The organism is Herbidospora sp. RD11066 (assembly GCF_054661255.1).
The window spans coordinates 343,546-359,513 of record NZ_BAAGDO010000003.1; the positions used below are offsets into that span (position 1 = coordinate 343,546).

Genomic DNA, 15,968 nt, shown 5'->3' on the forward strand with positions numbered 1-15,968 from the left:
GGGTGGGCGGAGCCGTACAGAAAACGGCTCTAAAAGCGCGCCACCCGCGCCTGTGCGCCGGGCCTCAGCCAGGCGCGGGTGCCCTATGTGAAAGGTCAGGCGAGCCGCTTCTCCCCTGCGGTCACCTTGACGTCGAGGTGGTTGCCCGGGGGTGGGAAGAAGCAGAGGAAGTGGTCGGTCAGAGCGCACGGGGGCAGATGAGCCTGGTTGAAGTCGGCTTCCAGCGTCCCGTTAGGGCCGGGCGCCGGGAGGGGCAGGGTGCGGAAGCGGTAGGTTTCCTCGCCGTTCGTCAGGTCGCCGAACTGGGCGGACAGGCCGCCGCCCGGGGCTTCGGTGACCGCGAGGGTGTGGCTCCCACCGGGAAGGTCGACCACGACCTCGCCGACCAGGATCAGGTCGCGCTCGCGGCCGTCGGCGGTCGGGACCGTCTCGGGGCGGGTTTCGCCGAACGGGCGGAAGACGGCCGGGCGGATCCAGGCGGCGTCGTGGTCGTAGGAGTCGATGCCCTTGAAGGCCAGCAACGTCGGAGCGTCGGGGTCCCAGGTGCGGATCGCGGGGAGGCCGTCGCGGATGACGAGCTGGACTCTCACCCGACCGAAGTAGAGGCCGGACACGTCTGGGGTGATGACGACGGGGCCGGTGACGGGTTCGCCGGCGATGGTGAGGCCGTCGTCGGGGGCCGCTTTCAGTTCGACGCCGCCGCCGGTCGGGCTCCACACGCCCGGGATGCCGGGGACCACGGTGTCGCCGTCGATCCAGGTGGTGGTGGTCAGGGTGAGCAGGTCCCGCACCTCGGCCTCGCGAGCGGCGGTGGCGGTGGTCATGAGAGCTCCTTCCAGGCCCGGCCGAGCAGCTCGGCCGAGCGGACACGGTCGGCATGGGAGTGGGTGATGGTCGTGGTCAGCAGCTCGTCGGCGCCCGTCGCGTCGCGGAGGATGCGCAGTTTCTCGACGACCTGCTCCGGCGTGCCGACGAACTGGGTGTCGAGGCGGTCGGCGATGAGGTCGCGGTCTTCTTCGGACCACTCGTGGGCCTGGGCCTCTTCGGGCGTGGAGAAGGGGATGGCTCCTTCTCCGGTACGGATGCTGCGGACCCACAGCCCATACGGCTCGGCGATTCTGCGGGCCTCGGTCTCCGTCTCGGCCACGACGACGTCGGCCGAGACCATCACGTGGGGCTTCGGGTGAAGTTCCGACGGCTTGAAGGCGTCGCGGTAGGCCTCGACCGCCTCCAGTACGGCCGACGGGCTGACGTGGTAGTTCGCGGCGAACGGCAGGCCGCGTTCGGCGGCGACCTGGGCGCTCTGGCCGCCGCTGCTGCCGAGGACCCACAGGTCCAGCTCGGCGCCCTCACCCGGGTTGACGTGGGCTTCGACGCCTTCGGCCGACCGGTAGGTGCCGGCGATGAACGCTCTGATGTCGTCGACCTGCTCGGCGAAGTCGGGGGACTCCGCGCCGGGCTGCTGGAGGAGCTGGGCCCACAGGGTGAAGATCGACTTGTTGGCGATCTGGGCGTACGAGAACGGCTTCGGGATCAGCAGGCCGTCGACGATCCTGGCCTCCTGAGGCGGTGGCGGAGACGCGTCCTTGAACTCCTTGGCGCGCTGGCCCGACCGGCCCAGCCCCAGGTCGATGCGGCCTGGGTGGAGGGCGTCGAGGGTGCCGAACTGTTCGACGACGCCCAACGCGGTCTGGTGGCCGAGCTGGACCGCGCCCGAACCCACGCGGATGGTGGACGTCACGGCGGCGACGGCGCCGATCAGGACCGCGGGGGCCGAGCTGGCCACGCCGGGCGTGAAGTGGTGTTCGGCCAGCCAGTAGCGGTGGTAGCCGGCCGCCTCCGCCTTCCTGGCCAGGTCGAGGGTGTTGGCGAGGGCCTGCCTGGCGTCGCCGCCGGAGACGATGGGGGCCAGGTCGAGGATGGACAGCCGGGTCATGCGAGCCCTCCCAGGGGTCTGCTCGGGATGTCTTTGCGGAGCGTGGGGGCGATGTCCGACTGGAACAGTTCGAGGGAGTCCCGGTGCTGCGCGTCGGTGAGGCCTTCGGCCTCGGCCGAGAGGTGGAGCACCTCGTGGCCGAGCCGGTCGTGGTAGCGGTGGACCTTGTCGATGATCTGCTGGGGGCTGCCGACCAGGATCGAGCTGCGCTCGATGGCGTCCTCCAGGCTGTGGAAGACGGGGTCGAGGCCGCGCGCGGCGAAGAACTTCAGGCGGGCGTCGAAGATCGGGCGGTACGTCTCGATCGCATCCTGTGACCGGTGAGAGCTGTAGTAGCCCGCCGACCCGGCGCCGACCACGACGTCCTTCGGGTCGTGGCCGTGGTGTTCCCAGCGTTCGCGGTAGTAGGCGACGAGTTCGGCGTAGGGCTCGATCGGGTTGGAGACGTTCGCGGAGAACAGCGGGTCGCCGTAGAAGGCGGCCAGGTCGACCGACTCCTTGCTGGTGGCGCTGCCGTGCCACACCCTGATGGGCTGCTGGAACGGGCGGGGCAGCACCTCGGCGTCGTCGAGCGACGGGCGGAACCTGCCCGACCACGTCACCCGGTCCTCCCGCCAGAGGCGGCGGAACAGCTCGTAGCTCTCCCGGTTGCGCGCCCACTGGTCGGCCTCGGTGACGTGGAAGAGCTGGGCCTGCGCGGTGCCGTTGCCCTTGCCGATGATCAGTTCCAGGCGGCCGCCCGACAGGTGGTCGAGGGTCGCGTAGTCCTCGAAGGCCCGCACGGGGTCGAGCAGCGCCAGCGTGGTGACCGCGGTGAAGAGCCTGATCGTGGACGTCTTCGCCGCGATGTGGCTGAGCACCACGGTCGGCGACGACGACAGGAACGGGCGCTCGTGGCGTTCCCCGAAGGCGAAGCCGTCGAAGCCGAGCTCCTCGGCCCGCACGGCGCTCTCGACGATCTCGCGGAAGCGCTGGTTGACCGACTTGCTCTGGTCGTTGTGGAAGCCCAGGGTGAGGGCGAGGAACTTCATCACGCCCTCGCATACCGGCTGGCCGGGCGGTCGAGCCCGAGGCGTCCGCGCAGGTCGGCGGTCTCGTAGGCGGTCCGGAACAGGCCCCTCGACTGGAGTTCGGGCACCAGTTCCCGGGTGATGACGTTCAGGTCGTGCGGGAGGACGCCGGGGCGCAGCCGGTAGCCGGGGAAGCCCCAGTCCTGGAGGAGGTCGGCCAGTTCGGCGGGGGTGCCCTCGAAGATGTGGGCGTCCGACTCGAAGGGGGCGCCGTCGAGGTCGTCGAGTGCGGGCTTGTGGCCGCCGAAGAAGACCACGATGTCGGCGAAGACCTTCAGGTCGGGGTTGAGTTCGCGCACCTCGTCGACGATCCGCCGGGCGTCGTCGCGATCCGCCGGGGTCACGTAGAGGACGTCGGCGCTGCGGGCGGCGAACTCGTACGGACCGGTGGAGTGGCCCAGAGCGGTCACGAGCGGCTGGCCCTGCGGCGGGCGCGGGGTGATCGACGGGCCCTTGACCTCGAAGAACTCGCCCCGGAAGTCGATGTAGTGCAGGCGGTCGCGGTCGATGAAGCGGCCGGTGGCGGCGTCGCGGATCTCGGCGTCGTCCTCCCAGCTGTCCCAGAGGCGGCGGACGACCTCGACGGCGTCGTTCGCCTCCCGGAAGAGGGCGTCGATGAACTCCTGGTTGGCCAAGTCGAAGGCCGGGAACTCGCGGCGGCCGAAGTGGGCGGCCTCGTCGGGGCGGCCCGAGACGCGGGGGCGCCAGCCCGCGCGGCCCTTGCTGGCGTGGTCGAGCGAGGCGATGCCGATCGCCACGTGGAACGGTTCGGTGTGGGTCACGCTGGTCGTCGGGATCAGGCCGATCTTCGAGGTCAGCGGGGCCAGCGCGGCGGCCAGCAGCACGGCGTCGAGCTTGCCGCGCACCTGGTCGACGCGGTCGTCGGGGGCGTCGTACCGGGACGACTGAAGGCTCAGGCTGTCTTCGAAGGTGACCCAGTCGAGCAGTCCGCGTTCGGCCTCGATGACCAGGTCGGCCCAGTATCCGGCGGTGAACAACCGGTCGGGCTGGGCCCCTTCGGCCCGCCAGGCCGCGGGATGCCAACCGGCGCCGTCGAGGGCCACGGCGAGGTGCAGGGTCATGAGAGCTCCTTCAGTCCGAGGTGGTGGCGCAGGGTCGGGCCGGAGTAGTCGGTCCGGAAGACGCCCTTCTCCTGGAGCAGCGGCACGACCTTGTCGACCAGGTCGTCGAGGCCACCCGGGGTGAGGTGGGGCACGAAGATGAAGCCGTCGGCGGCGTCCGTCTGGACGAACAGGTCGATCTCCTCCGCGACGGAGAGGGCGGTGCCGACGAAGGTCTGCGGGGCGGCGATCTCGATGACGAGTTCGCGGATCGACAGGTTCTTCTCCTCCGACAGGGCCCGCCACTTGGCCGCCGTCTCGGCGCGGTCGCGCCGGAACTGGGCGCGGCCCTTCGAGACGTCGGTCGAAAGATCGGGTTCGATGTCGGGGAGGGGGCCGTCGGGGTCGTATCCGGACAGGTCGCGGCCCCAGATCGCCTCCAGGAACAGGATCGCGTTCTGCGGGCCGACCTGGGCGCGGCGGATCAGGGCCGCCTTCTCCTCGGCCTCCTCCTGGGTGTCGCCGAGGACATAGGTGACGGCGGGGAGGATCTTCAGGTCGTCGGCGGTCCGGCCGTACTTGGACAGGCGTCCCTTGACGTCGCGGTAGAAGGTCCGGCCCTCCTCCAACTTGCTGTGCCGGCTGAAGATGACGTCGGCGGACGAGGCGGCGAACTCGCGCCCCTCCTCCGAGTCACCGGCCTGGATGATCACCGGGTTGCCCTGGGGCGGCCGGGGCACGTCGAACCGGCCCCGGATGTCGAAGTGCCGCCCCCGGTGCTCGAAGAACCCGATCCCGCCGGGCCGGACGAAATCACCGCCCGACCTGGTCAGCGCGTCGGGCGCCCACGAGTCCCAGAGTTCGCGGACCGTCTGGAGGAACTCCTTGGCGCGGGTGTAGCGGTCGGATTCGGCCAGGTAGCCGCCGCGCCGAAAGTTCTCGCCGGTGAAGGCGTCCCAGCTGGTGACGACGTTCCAGGCGGCCCGGCCGCCCGACAGGTGGTCGAGGGTGGCCAGGCGGCGGGCCACCTCGTAGGGCTCGTTGAAGGTGGAGTTGACGGTGGCCGCCAGGCCGAGATGCGTGGTCACGGCCGACAGCGCCGACAGCACGGTCAGCGACTCGGGCCGCCCGACGACGTCGAGGTCGTGGATGCGGCCCTTCTGCTCGCGCAGCCGCAGCCCTTCCGCCAGGAAGAAGAAGTCGAATTTGCCGCGTTCGGCGGTCTGCGCGAGATGTCTGAAGGAGTCGAAGTCGATCTGGCTACCCGATCGAGGGTCGGACCAGACGGTCGTGTTGTTCACGCCGGGGAAGTGCGCGGCGAGATGGATCTGTTTGGTCATGATGCCCTCCTGGCACGGCGGCGAGCAGTTCTTTGGTGTACGGGTCGACCGGGGTGGTGAGGACCTGACGCGCGGCGCCCGACTCGACCACCTGGCCGTCCTTCATCACGAGCACGTGGTCGCTGACGTGGTGGATCACCCCGAGGTGGTGCGAGATGAACAGGTAGGCGACCCCGAGTTCGGCCTGGAGCCCGGTGAGCAGGTCGAGCACCTGCGCCTGGATCGACACGTCGAGCGCCGACACCGGTTCGTCGCAGACGATCACGCGGGGGTTCGGGGCCAGCGCGCGGGCGATCGCGACCCGCTGCCGCTGCCCGCCCGAAAGCTTCAACGGCCGCCGCTCCAGCACGCCGCCGTCGAGCCCGACCTGTTCGAGCAGCTCGACGGCCTTCCCGAGGCGCTCCCGCCGGGGCACCCCGCCGACCTCCAACGCCTCGTCGAGGATGCGGCGTACCGAGAACCGGGGGTCGAAGGAGCTCAGCGGGTCCTGGTAGATGACCTGGACCTGTCGCCGGTCGATCTCGACCGACCCGCGATCAGGCTTGAGCAGGCCGAGCACCAGCCGGGCCGTGGTGGTCTTGCCCGAGCCCGACTCCCCGACGACGCCGAGGGTCTGCCCGGCCCGCAGCTCGAAGGAGACCCCGTCGACGGCGGTCCGCTTACCGAACGTCTTCACCAGGCCGGTCGCCCGGATCACGACCTCACCGGCCCGGGGAGCCCGGGTGCTCGGCGCCGGGATGGCGGCGAGCAGGCTCTTCGTGTACGGATGCTCCGGCGCCCCCAGCACCTGGTCGGCCGTGCCGTCCTCCACGACGACGCCGTCCTTCATGACCAGGATCCGGTCGGCGAGCTCGGCCACCACGGCGAGGTCGTGGCTGATCAGCAGCAGCGCCTGACCGGCCCGTTTGCGTTCGGCCAGCAGCCGGAGGATCTGCGCCTGCACGGTCACGTCGAGCGCGGTGGTCGGCTCGTCGGCGATGAGCAGTCGCGGCCCGCAGGCGATCGCCGAGGCGATCAGGGCCCGCTGCCGCAGCCCGCCGGACAGCTCGTGCGGATACTGTCTCGCCCGCACCGCCGGCTCGGGGACGCCGACCTCGGTCAGCAGGTCGACGACCTTGCGCGGGATCTCGTGCCGGGGCACCGCGCGGTGCAGCTTCAGCGTCTCGGCGATCTCCCTGCCGACCGGCCGGAGCGAGTCGAGCGAGACCAGTGCGTCCTGGAGGACGTAGCCGACCTTCCGCCCCCGGATCGAGCGCCACTGGCGTTCGCCGAAACGGGACGCGTCCACCCCCTCGATCGCCAGCCGCCCGGCGGTGACGGTGGCCTCCTCGCCGGTCAGGCCGAGGAGGGTCCGGGCGGTCACGCTCTTGCCCGAGCCCGACTCGCCCACGATGGCCACGCACTCGCCCGGGTGCACGGCGAGCGAGACGCCCCTGACGGCCTCGACTCCGGGGAAGCCGACGTGCAGGTCGGTGACCTCGACGACGGGTGTGCTCACGCGATCCTCCGCTGCAGGTGGCGCCCGACGACGGTGATGGACAGGACGGTCAGCGTGATGGCCACCCCGGGGAAGATGGCGATCCACCAGGCGACCGAGAAGTAGTCGCGCCCGGCCGAGAGCATCGCCCCCCACTCGGGGGCGGGCGGCTGCGGCCCGAGCCCGAGGTAGCTGAGCGAGGCGGCGGCCACGAGGGCGGTGCCGACCTCGATGGTGGCCAGCACCACCAGCGGCTCGAACGCGTTGGGCAGCACGTGCCGGGTGATGATCCGCCCCCGGCCGAGCCCGAGCGAGTGGGCCGCCTCGACGAACCCGGCCTTGCGGATGACCATGGTCTGGGCCCGCACCAGGCGGGCGTAGCTGGGCGCGGTGTAGAGGGCGATGGCGAAGATCACGTTGACCGTGCCGGGCCCGGTGACCGTGATGACCAGCAGCGCCAGCAGCAGCGTGGGCAGCGACAGCACGATCTCGACCAGGCGCATCACGATCTCGTCGACCACCCGCCCGCCGAGCGCGGCCAGCAGCCCGAGCGCGGTGCCGACGACCACCGCCAGCGCGGTGGCGCCGAGACCGGCCAAAAGAGAAGGCGCGGCGCCGTACACGATGCGGGTGAAGACGTCGCGGCCGTTGGCGTCGGTGCCGAGCCAGTGCTCGGCGCTCGGCCCCTGGAGTGCGGCGAGCGCGTCGGCGGCGTCGGGGGTGCCGCCCGTGAGCAGGCCGGGCGCGAGCGCGGCCAGCGTGATCACGGCCAATACGAATCCGGCGACGATCTTCACGAGGCACCCCGCAACCGGGGGTCGATGAGGAGGTAGAGCAGGTCGATGACGATGTTGACCACGACGTACAGGACCGCCGTGAGCAGCACGACGCCCATCACGACCGGCAGGTCCTTGCCGCCGACGGCGGCGAGGGTGAGCTGGCCGATGCCCTGGCGGGAGAAGATCTGCTCGACCGCGACCATGGCGCCGACCGTCAGACCGACCAGCCAGCCGATCAGTGTGACGGTCGGGATCAGGACGTGCCGCAGGGCGTGCCGGAGCCGGACCCCCAGGTCGGACATGCCACGGGTGCGGGCGGTCAGCACGAACGGCTGCTCCAGCGTGAGCTCCAGGCCCTCGCGCATCATCTGGGTGAGCATCGTGGTGATCGGCAGCGCCACCGCGATGACCGGGAGGACCAGCCCGGCCGGTCCCTCCGCGCCGACCGCGGGGAACCAGCCGAGCTGGAAGGAGAAGACCGTCAGCAGCAGGATCGCGGTCCAGAACGTCGGGATCGACACCCCGACGAGCTCCAGGCTCGACGACAGCCCGCGGATCCACGGCCTGCGCCGGGCGGTCAGGATCGCCAGCGTCGTCGACGCCACCACGGCCACCAGCAGGGAGGCCCCCGCGAGCTGGAGCGAGGGCCCGATCTGGGCGCCGATCGCCGTCGCGACCGGCTCGTGCAGCTGGTAGGACTGCCCGAGGTCGCCCCGCAGCACGCGCCCCAGATAGGTGGCGTACTGCGTGAACAGCGGCTGGTCGAGCCCGTAGTCGCGGACGATCTGGGCCCGCACCTCCGGCGTCACGATGTTGCTGCCGATCAGGACGTCGACCACGTTGCCGGGCGTCAGGTGGAGGGCGGTGAAGGAGACGGTCACCGCCCCCCAGAGCACCAGCAGCGAGGTGCCGAGCCTGGTGAGGATGCGGCGGATCATGCCTTCGACACCCAAGCGTCGTAGAAGATCGGGAACGCCTGCGGCTCGAAGCCGATGTCCTGGACGTTCTTCGAGGCCCCCAGCAGGTAGTTGAAAACGTAGACCGGGACGATCGTCGCGTTGGCGTTGGCCTTCTGCTGGACCTTGGCGTAGAGCGCGGCCCGTTCGGCCAGGTGGGTGGTGCGCAGCGCGTCGGTCAGCCAGCCGTCGGTCTCGGGGTCGTTCCAGCGGGCCAGGTTCTGGCCGAAGAACGTCGGGGTGGGGATGTTGGAGATGGCGAAGAGGTTCCGCAGGGCGTCACCGTCGGCCCGCTGCCAGCTGAAGTCGATGAGGTCGTAGTCGCCGTTGAGGGCCTTGGGGGTGAAGTCGTTGGGCGTGACGTCGACGAACTGCACGTCGAACCCGGCCTTCTTGGCCTCGGCCTGCACCTGCTCGGCCAGCGTGCCGCGCTGCTCGCGGGCCAGCGCCTTGAGGAACGGCCACTTCACCGTGAGGCGCTGCCCGTCTTTGGTGCGGTAGCCCTCGGCGTCCTTGCCCGTCCAGCCGGCCTCGTCGAGCAGCGCGGCGGCGCCGGCCGGGTCGTACTTCCACTGGGTCTCGGTGGCCTTGTCGTATCCGGCCGTCGCGGGCGAGATCGGGCTGAACGCCGGGTCGAAGGTGCCGAAGTAGAGCTTGTCAACAATGGTGGCGAAGTCGATGCCGTCGCGGAAGGCTTGGCGGACCTTCTGGTCGGCGAAGACCCCCTTCTCGTTGTTCGGGTAGTAGTTGTAGTTGCCGCCCGGGGCCTGCTTGCGGATGATCGTCAGCTTGGGGTTGGCCTCGACCTGCTTGACGTTGACCGGCGGCACGCTCGCGATGGCGTCGATCTGGCCGCTGGTCAGCGCCCCGAGGCGCACGGCGTCCTCGACGATGATCTTGAACTCGAGCCGTTCGAGGTAGGCGGGCCCGGTGTGCTTGGCGATCGCGGGCGCCCAGTCGTAGTCGGCGTTGCGGTGGTAGGTGATGCCCTGGTGCGGCACGAAGGCGTCGATGACGAACGGGCCCGTCCCGACGACCTTCTTGGCCAGCTCCTCGGGGCCCAGCGCGAGCTGCTTGGGCGACTGGATCCCGAAGTAGGCGGTGGCCAGCGCCGCCAGGAACGGTGAGTAGGCCTCCTTGAACGTCACCTCGACCGTCTGCGGGTCGATGACGGTGGTCTTGTCGTACGGCCCGAACGCCGCCGCCGCGAGCTGCGACTTGGTCGCCGGGTCAACGATGTGGTCGAGGTTGGTCTTCACGGCGGCGGCGTCGAAGGGCGTGCCGTCGCTGAATGTGACGCCGGTCCTGAGCTTGAACGTGTACGTGAGCCCGTCGGGCGAGATCTCCCACGAGGTGGCCAGCCACGGGTGGATGTCGCCCTTGTCATCGAGGGCGACCAGCGAGTCGAGGACGGGCCGGGTGAACAGGCCCGTGACGTCCTGCGGGCTGGCGTGGGGGTCGAGGTTGAGTGGTTCGGTGTTGACGCCGAAGACCAGAGAACCTCCCTTGGCGGCCGAACCGGCCGGGTCTCCCTGGGGAGCGGCGGTGCCACCACAGGCGGCGAGAAGGGGCAGTAGCAGTAGGGCGGCAAGGGGGGCGCGGAACCGGCGCACGGAGATCACCTCTCTGGTTTCCTACTTTAAATGTAGGAAATAGGGGAATCTCCGTCAAGCGGGTGTGTTCAGTGCCACCCTCCGTCGACCCTGAGCGTCGCGCCCTGGACGTAGCCGGACAGAGGGCTGGCCAGGAACGTCACCACGTCGGCGTACTCCGACGGCAGCCCGATGCGCCCGACGTCGACCATCGTGGTCGCCCGGCGCTGCGCGGTCTCGGCCATCTCCTCCCACGTCTCACCCCAGCCCGCCTGCCGCCCGACCCCGATCAGGTGGGCCTTCGTGGCCGGGGTGAGGATGCCGCCGGCGGCGACCGCGTTGGAGGTGACGCCCGAGTCCTTCAGCTCACGGGCGAGCGAGGCGGCCAGGTTGTTGCGGGCGGCGTTGGTCGCGGCGTAGTGGGGCTGGATGTCCAGCGGCATGTCGGCGAGGGCGCTGCTGATCTGGATGACCCGCCCCCAGCCCCGCGCCTTCATCCCCGGGACCAACCTCTGGATCATCCGCACGCCCGCCACCACGTTGACGTTGTAGATGGCGTTCCAGTCGTCGCCCGACAGGTTCTCCCAGGTCCTCGTCATGTCGAAGACGCCCAGGTTGTTGACGAGGATGTCGACCTCCCCGGCCTCCCGCGCCACGGCGTCGGCGCCGTCGTCGGTGCCCAGGTCGCCGAGCGCGATGGTCCCGCCGATGTCCTTCGCGACCGCTTCGGCCCGCGTCTGATCACGGCCGTGGACGACCACCGTCGCCCCCTCCCTCGCGAGGGTTCTGGCGATCGCCTCGCCGAGGCCGCTGGTCGATCCGGTCACCAGGGCGCGCTTGCCCACGAGCTGCAGGTCCATCGTTCGTTCTCCTCTGGATTGGACTACGCGGTCCAAAATGGCACGGAGAAAATGGACTGTCAAGTTCACTTTTTGCTAGAGTACCCAGGTGAGAGCACTGACCCCGAAGGGCGCCGCCACCCGGCAGCGGATCGTCGAGGGCGCCGCCAAGCTCATCCGCGAACACGGCCCCGCCAATGTCGGCCTCGACGACATCCGCGCCGCGACCACGACGAGCAAGAGCCAGCTCTTCCACTACTTCCCCGACGGCAAAGCCGACATGCTGCTCGCCGTGGCGGCCCACGAGGCCGAACAGGTCCTCGCCGACCAGCAGCCCTACCTGGGCGACCTCACGTCGTGGCCCCAGTGGGAGGCCTGGCGCGACCGGGTCATCGCCCGTTATGCGGCCCAGCGCCGCAAGTGCCCGCTGACGGCGCTGACCGCGCAGCTCGGCCTGGCCAACCCGGCGGTCGGCGACATCATCACGAGGATGTACACCAGCTGGCAGCACCAGATCGCCGAAGGGGTCCGCGCGGTCCGCCCGGACGCCGATCCCGAGCGCGTGGCCGCGCAGATCATCGGCGCGATCGCCGGCGGCGCGACCATGCTGGTCGCCACCGACGACATTCGCTATTTGGAAATCGGCCTGACGGAGGCCATCGAAAACCTTAAATCAACGCGAGACCCTTTCGTGACGGGCGACTGACACCATCGATTTCACCGCATTTGGGTGACGAAAGGACAGGCCCGATGAAACGCCTCTTCCGAATAGCCATTGCGGCGACGGCGCTCTTATCCACAACGGCGTTCACGACTCCGCCCGACGCGCTCCAGGCCCAGTTCGTGGCAGGTAGGGGCGTCTCGATGACGACGACCTACACAGATCTCGACGAGCCCGACTTCAGCTTCGGCAGCAATTACCGTGTCGAATTCGGCCCCGGCGGGATCGTGGCGGTCGACAAGCGCGAACGGGCCAATCCGGAGTTCCCCTCACCGCCGCCGCGGTGGCTCACCTTCAAGAACCGGGCTTATTGCCAGGGCTGGCTCTGCCCCGCTCCGCCGACGAAGACCTGGGTCAAATACGAAGGCCGCAGCCACTTCCCCGAACTGTCATCGGGCCCGATCGTCCTTGACCGGCCCGCGACCATGAGAGCACTGCTGGCCAGTGCCACGACCAAGGGCCGCGGCGGCGTCTACGACGGCACCCGCACGACCATCTACCGGGGCGTCATCACGTTCGGCGACCTCCACCGGATCACTCCCGGGTCCTACCGCCCGACCGGGAAGGACGCGAAGCAGAAGATCATCTGGCGCCTGTGGATCGGAAGGGACGGGCTGGTCCGTCGCGTCTGGACCTCGACGAGCGAGGACAGGGAGACCTGGGTGTGGACCAGGATCACCGACTCCCTCCTCAGCGGCTGGGGCGCGAAGACCCACATCCAGGAGCCCTCGGCGAGCGATTCGGCGACGAGCGACGAGTGGAAGGGCCACCCGTGGGGACCACCCTCTCTTGACATTGAGTAGTTCGTCGGGGACTTTGTGTGAGGACTGAGGACCGCCAGTTCGCCACGGAGGGAAAGCTCCTTTGCGACGACTCGTCCCTGTGGTCATCCTCGCCCTGATTCCGCTCACCGTCGTCTTACCGCAGGTCCCGGCCTCGGCCGCGCCGGGTGTCCCGGCCGATCCGCAGGTCGTCTTCAGTGAGGAGTTCGAGAACGGCCAGGGCGCGACGCCCATCCTCGTCACCGGTTACACCGGGCCCGCGCCCCACGCCATGACCTACACGGCCGACCCGGCCTGGCTGACCGCCTGCAACGGGATCATCGCCAGCCGCCTCAACCCGGTCGCGGTCCCCCCGCTCGCGGCCCCCTGTCCCGGCTTCTGGGGGTCGATCCGCACTCTGGCGGGGGTGCTCGGCCAGTGGAGCGGCGGCGACCCGGCCACGAACCACGCCGTCACGGGGTACACCGCCGGGAACCCCGGCGCCCCCAAGGTGCAGTTGGAGACCGAACAGCCCGTCTCGATCGGATCGGGCAGCCGGTTCGTGACGTTCTCGGTCGACGCGGCGTCGGTGAACTGCTTCGCCAACCACGCCCTGTTCGGGTTCTACCTGGTCGACGGAGACACCCAGATCCCGACGTTCAGCGAACCCATCGACCCGTGCGCCGACCCGGGGACCGTGGTCGACGGGGTCGCGGTGGGGACGTACACGAGCGATGCCCCGGTGCTGTTCACCGGCGCCGAGCTCGGGGTGCGGATGGTGAACCTGCAGCCCAGCGGGGGCGGCAACGACGGCGCGATCGACAACGTGCGGGTGCTCGACGTGACCCCGCAGCTCGACCTGTCCCACGCGCCGGCCGCGCCCGTCATCGGGCAGGACGTCACGCTCACGTTCACCGTGACCAACACCTCCGACCTGCGGGTGAAGAACGGCTGGTCGTTCGAGGCGGCGCTGCCCGCCGGGCTGAGCGCGACCGGCGCGCCGACGAGCGACTGCACCCCGGCGTCGGCCTCCGAATCGGACGGGGTCGTCTCCGTGAGCGGCGGCCTCGGCGACGGGGTGACGAGCTGCACGATCACCGTTCCGGTCAGGGCCGCCACCATCGGCACATACGAGGTCTGCGCGTCCGAACGGGTGGGCCTGAACCCCTCGGGATGCACGTCGGTGACGTTCACGGCACCGGAGTACAAATTCGACGCCCACGCCCACGCCGCGAAGGTGGTCGTGCCGCTGGTGCCGTCGGACATCTCCTGTACGGCCACCCCCGGCTCCGACTCCGATTCGCTCCTGACGGCGGTGATCCCGGCCGTCGCCTCACTCGGTGTCCTCACCACGGAGGCCTCCGGCACCGTGGCGTCTAACGGGCTGCGTACCGCCAGAGCGAAGGCCACCACCGCCAAGCTCAACCTGCTCAACGGCCTGATCACCGCTGAGGAGATCACCGCCGAGGCGGTCGCGGCCTCGACCGCGAGCGGGACCGTGACCACGGCGGGGACGACCACCTTCACCGCGCTCAAGGTCAACGGCTCGGCCGTCACCAACCCACCGGTGAACCACACGATCACGATCCCGCTGGTCGCCAAGATCGTGTTCAACGAGCAGGTGCCCTCCGCGAACGGCGTCAAGGTCAACGCGATCCACGTGACGACGGTCCTCGGAGTGGACGTCGTCGTGAGCCACTCCCGCGCACTGCTCGCGCTGCCCGGACAGCCCTGCACCTACCTCTGATTCCCGACACGAAGGGAAAGACCTTGCGACGCATCGTTCCCGCGGTCGTCCTCACCCTGATCCCCCTCACCGTCGTCTCGTCTCCGCAGACCGCCATGGCCGCGCCCGCCGATCCTCAGGTCGTCTTCAGTGAGGAGTTCGAGAACGGGCAGGGCACCGCGCCGATCATGGTCACCGACTACACCGGGCCGGCGCCCCACGCCATGACCTACACCGCCGACCCGGCCTGGCTGACCTCGTGCAACGGGCTCATCGCCAGCCGGCTCAACCCGGCCGTCGCGCCGCCGCTCGCGCAGCAGTGCGGCGCCTGGTGGCCGACCGTGCGGGAGCTGGCCGCCGCGCTGGGGCAGTGGGCCGACGGCAGCCAGGCCACCAACCACGCCGTGACCGCGTTCACGCACACGCCCCCGGGCGCCCCCAAGGTGCAGCTCGAGACCGAGCACCCGGTGCCCATCGGGAGCGGCAGCCGGTTCGTCACGTTCTCGGTCGACGCGGCGGCGGTCAACTGCAACGTGGCCCATCCGCTGATCGCGTTCTACCTGCTCGACGGCGCCAACGCGATCCCGACGTTCAGCCAGCCCATCGACACCTGCGCCGCCCCGGGAGCGGTGATCAACGGGATCTCGGTCGGGACCTACACGAGTGACGCGCCGGTGCTGTTCGCCGGGTCGCAGCTCGGGATCCGGCTGGTGAACACGCAGCCGGGCACCAACGGCAACGACGGGGCGATCGACAACGTGCGGGTGCTCGACGTGACCCCGCAGGTCGGCGTCGCGTTCACGCCGAACTCGCCCGCCGTCGGGCAGAACGCCACGCTCACGTTCACCGTGACGAACACCTCGGAGCTGCGGGAGAAGAACGGCTGGTCGTTCAAGGCCGCGCTGCCCGACGGGCTCACCCCGGCGGGCGCCGCGACGAGCGACTGCGACCAGCCCGCGGTCTCGGTCGTGAACGGGGTCGTCTCCGCCGGCGGTGGCATCGGCGACGGCGTGGAGACCTGCACGATCACCGTTCCGGTCAAGGCCGCCACCATCGGCGGATACGAGGTCTGCGTGTCCGACAGGGTCGGCATCAATCCGCCGACCGGATGCGCGTCGGTGACGTTCGTGGCACCGGAACACAAATTCGACGCCCACGCCTACGCCGTAAAGGCGGTCGTGCCGCTCGTGCCGTCGGACATCACCTGTACGGCCACCCCCGGCTCCGACTCCGATTCGCTCCTGACGGCGGTGATCCCGGCCGTCGCCTCGCTCGGCGTCCTCACCACGGAGGCCTCCGGCACCGTGGCACCCAACGGATTGCGTACCGCCAAGGCGAAGGCCACCACCGCGAAGCTCAACCTGCTCAACGGCCTGATCACCGCAGAGGAGATCACCGCCGAGGCCAAGGCGACCGCAACCGAAAGCGGGACCGTCACCACGAGCGGGACGACGACCTTCACCACGCTCAAGGTCAACGGCTCGGTCATCACCAACCCGCCCGTCAACCACACCATCACGATCCCGCTCGTCGCCAAGATCGTCCTCAACGAACGGGTGCCCACCGCGAACGGCATCAGGGTCAACGCGATCCACGTCACGACGCTCCTCGGAGTGGACGTCGTCGTCAGCCACGCCCGCGCGTCGCTGACGCTTCCGGGGCAGCCCTGCCCATAACCCCGACCTGATGAAGACGAAAAGCCCAGGCGCC

14 protein-coding genes are annotated in these 15,968 nt (G+C 69.9%); 4 read left to right on the forward strand and 10 right to left on the reverse strand.

All coding sequences use genetic code 11. The annotated features are described in order from the left end of the window. Nucleotides 1-95: 95 nt before the first annotated feature. The 10 genes from ACYQ78_RS13095 to ACYQ78_RS13140 form a co-directional block, all read right to left on the reverse strand. A complete protein-coding gene (locus tag ACYQ78_RS13095) occupies nt 96-824 on the reverse strand; it encodes a DUF1684 domain-containing protein (protein ID WP_459801070.1) in 729 nt (242 codons plus the stop codon). Further along, nucleotides 821-1,936, reverse strand: coding sequence for an LLM class flavin-dependent oxidoreductase (locus ACYQ78_RS13100; RefSeq protein ID WP_459801071.1), 1,116 nt, complete (start codon nt 1,934-1,936; stop codon nt 821-823). The genes ACYQ78_RS13095 and ACYQ78_RS13100 overlap by 4 nt, the downstream gene beginning before the upstream one ends. After that, entirely contained in the window at nt 1,933-2,967 is a 1,035-nt protein-coding gene (locus ACYQ78_RS13105) for an LLM class flavin-dependent oxidoreductase (RefSeq protein ID WP_459801072.1), read from the reverse strand. Before ACYQ78_RS13105 ends, ACYQ78_RS13100 begins: the two co-directional genes overlap by 4 nt. Next, a complete protein-coding gene (locus ACYQ78_RS13110; protein WP_459801073.1) occupies nt 2,967-4,088 on the reverse strand; it encodes an LLM class flavin-dependent oxidoreductase in 1,122 nt (373 codons plus the stop codon). Before ACYQ78_RS13110 ends, ACYQ78_RS13105 begins: the two co-directional genes overlap by 1 nt. Further along, the gene (locus tag ACYQ78_RS13115; RefSeq protein ID WP_459801074.1) at nt 4,085-5,407 is read right to left on the reverse strand and encodes an NtaA/DmoA family FMN-dependent monooxygenase; all 1,323 of its coding nucleotides are present in this window, start codon (nt 5,405-5,407) and stop codon (nt 4,085-4,087) included. Before ACYQ78_RS13115 ends, ACYQ78_RS13110 begins: the two co-directional genes overlap by 4 nt. Further along, nucleotides 5,328-6,905 (reverse strand): dipeptide ABC transporter ATP-binding protein, encoded by a 1,578-nt coding sequence (locus ACYQ78_RS13120; RefSeq protein WP_459801075.1) that lies wholly within the window; start codon nt 6,903-6,905, stop codon nt 5,328-5,330. The genes ACYQ78_RS13115 and ACYQ78_RS13120 overlap by 80 nt, the downstream gene beginning before the upstream one ends. Continuing rightward, on the reverse strand, nt 6,902-7,681 hold the full coding sequence (locus ACYQ78_RS13125; RefSeq protein WP_459801076.1) for an ABC transporter permease: 780 nt from the start codon (nt 7,679-7,681) through the stop codon (nt 6,902-6,904). Before ACYQ78_RS13125 ends, ACYQ78_RS13120 begins: the two co-directional genes overlap by 4 nt. Continuing rightward, complete coding sequence (locus ACYQ78_RS13130) at nt 7,678-8,601, reverse strand: ABC transporter permease (protein ID WP_459801077.1); 924 nt, start codon at nt 8,599-8,601, stop codon at nt 7,678-7,680. Before ACYQ78_RS13130 ends, ACYQ78_RS13125 begins: the two co-directional genes overlap by 4 nt. Then, nucleotides 8,598-10,232 (reverse strand): ABC transporter substrate-binding protein, encoded by a 1,635-nt coding sequence (locus ACYQ78_RS13135; protein WP_459801078.1) that lies wholly within the window; start codon nt 10,230-10,232, stop codon nt 8,598-8,600. Before ACYQ78_RS13135 ends, ACYQ78_RS13130 begins: the two co-directional genes overlap by 4 nt. Before the next feature lie 68 nt (nt 10,233-10,300). Continuing rightward, nucleotides 10,301-11,071 carry an SDR family NAD(P)-dependent oxidoreductase gene (locus ACYQ78_RS13140; RefSeq protein ID WP_459801079.1) on the reverse strand — a complete coding sequence of 257 codons (771 nt, stop codon included), beginning with the start codon at nt 11,069-11,071 and terminating at the stop codon, nt 10,301-10,303. Between the two features lie 88 nt (nt 11,072-11,159). Here ACYQ78_RS13140 and ACYQ78_RS13145 point away from each other — a divergent pair, with 88 nt between their 5' ends. The 4 genes from ACYQ78_RS13145 (at nt 11,160) to ACYQ78_RS13160 (ending at nt 15,934) form a co-directional block, all read left to right on the forward strand. Next, complete coding sequence (locus ACYQ78_RS13145; protein ID WP_459801080.1) at nt 11,160-11,756, forward strand: TetR/AcrR family transcriptional regulator; 597 nt, start codon at nt 11,160-11,162, stop codon at nt 11,754-11,756. 44 nt (nt 11,757-11,800) lie between these two features. Continuing rightward, entirely contained in the window at nt 11,801-12,574 is a 774-nt protein-coding gene (locus ACYQ78_RS13150) for a hypothetical protein (protein WP_459801081.1), read from the forward strand. Nucleotides 12,575-12,635: 61 nt separating this feature from the next. Beyond that, the gene (locus ACYQ78_RS13155; RefSeq protein ID WP_459801082.1) at nt 12,636-14,279 is read left to right on the forward strand and encodes a choice-of-anchor P family protein; all 1,644 of its coding nucleotides are present in this window, start codon (nt 12,636-12,638) and stop codon (nt 14,277-14,279) included. Nucleotides 14,280-14,302: 23 nt separating this feature from the next. Beyond that, nucleotides 14,303-15,934 (forward strand): choice-of-anchor P family protein, encoded by a 1,632-nt coding sequence (locus ACYQ78_RS13160; protein ID WP_459801083.1) that lies wholly within the window; start codon nt 14,303-14,305, stop codon nt 15,932-15,934. The last annotated feature ends 34 nt before the right edge of the window (nt 15,935-15,968 follow it).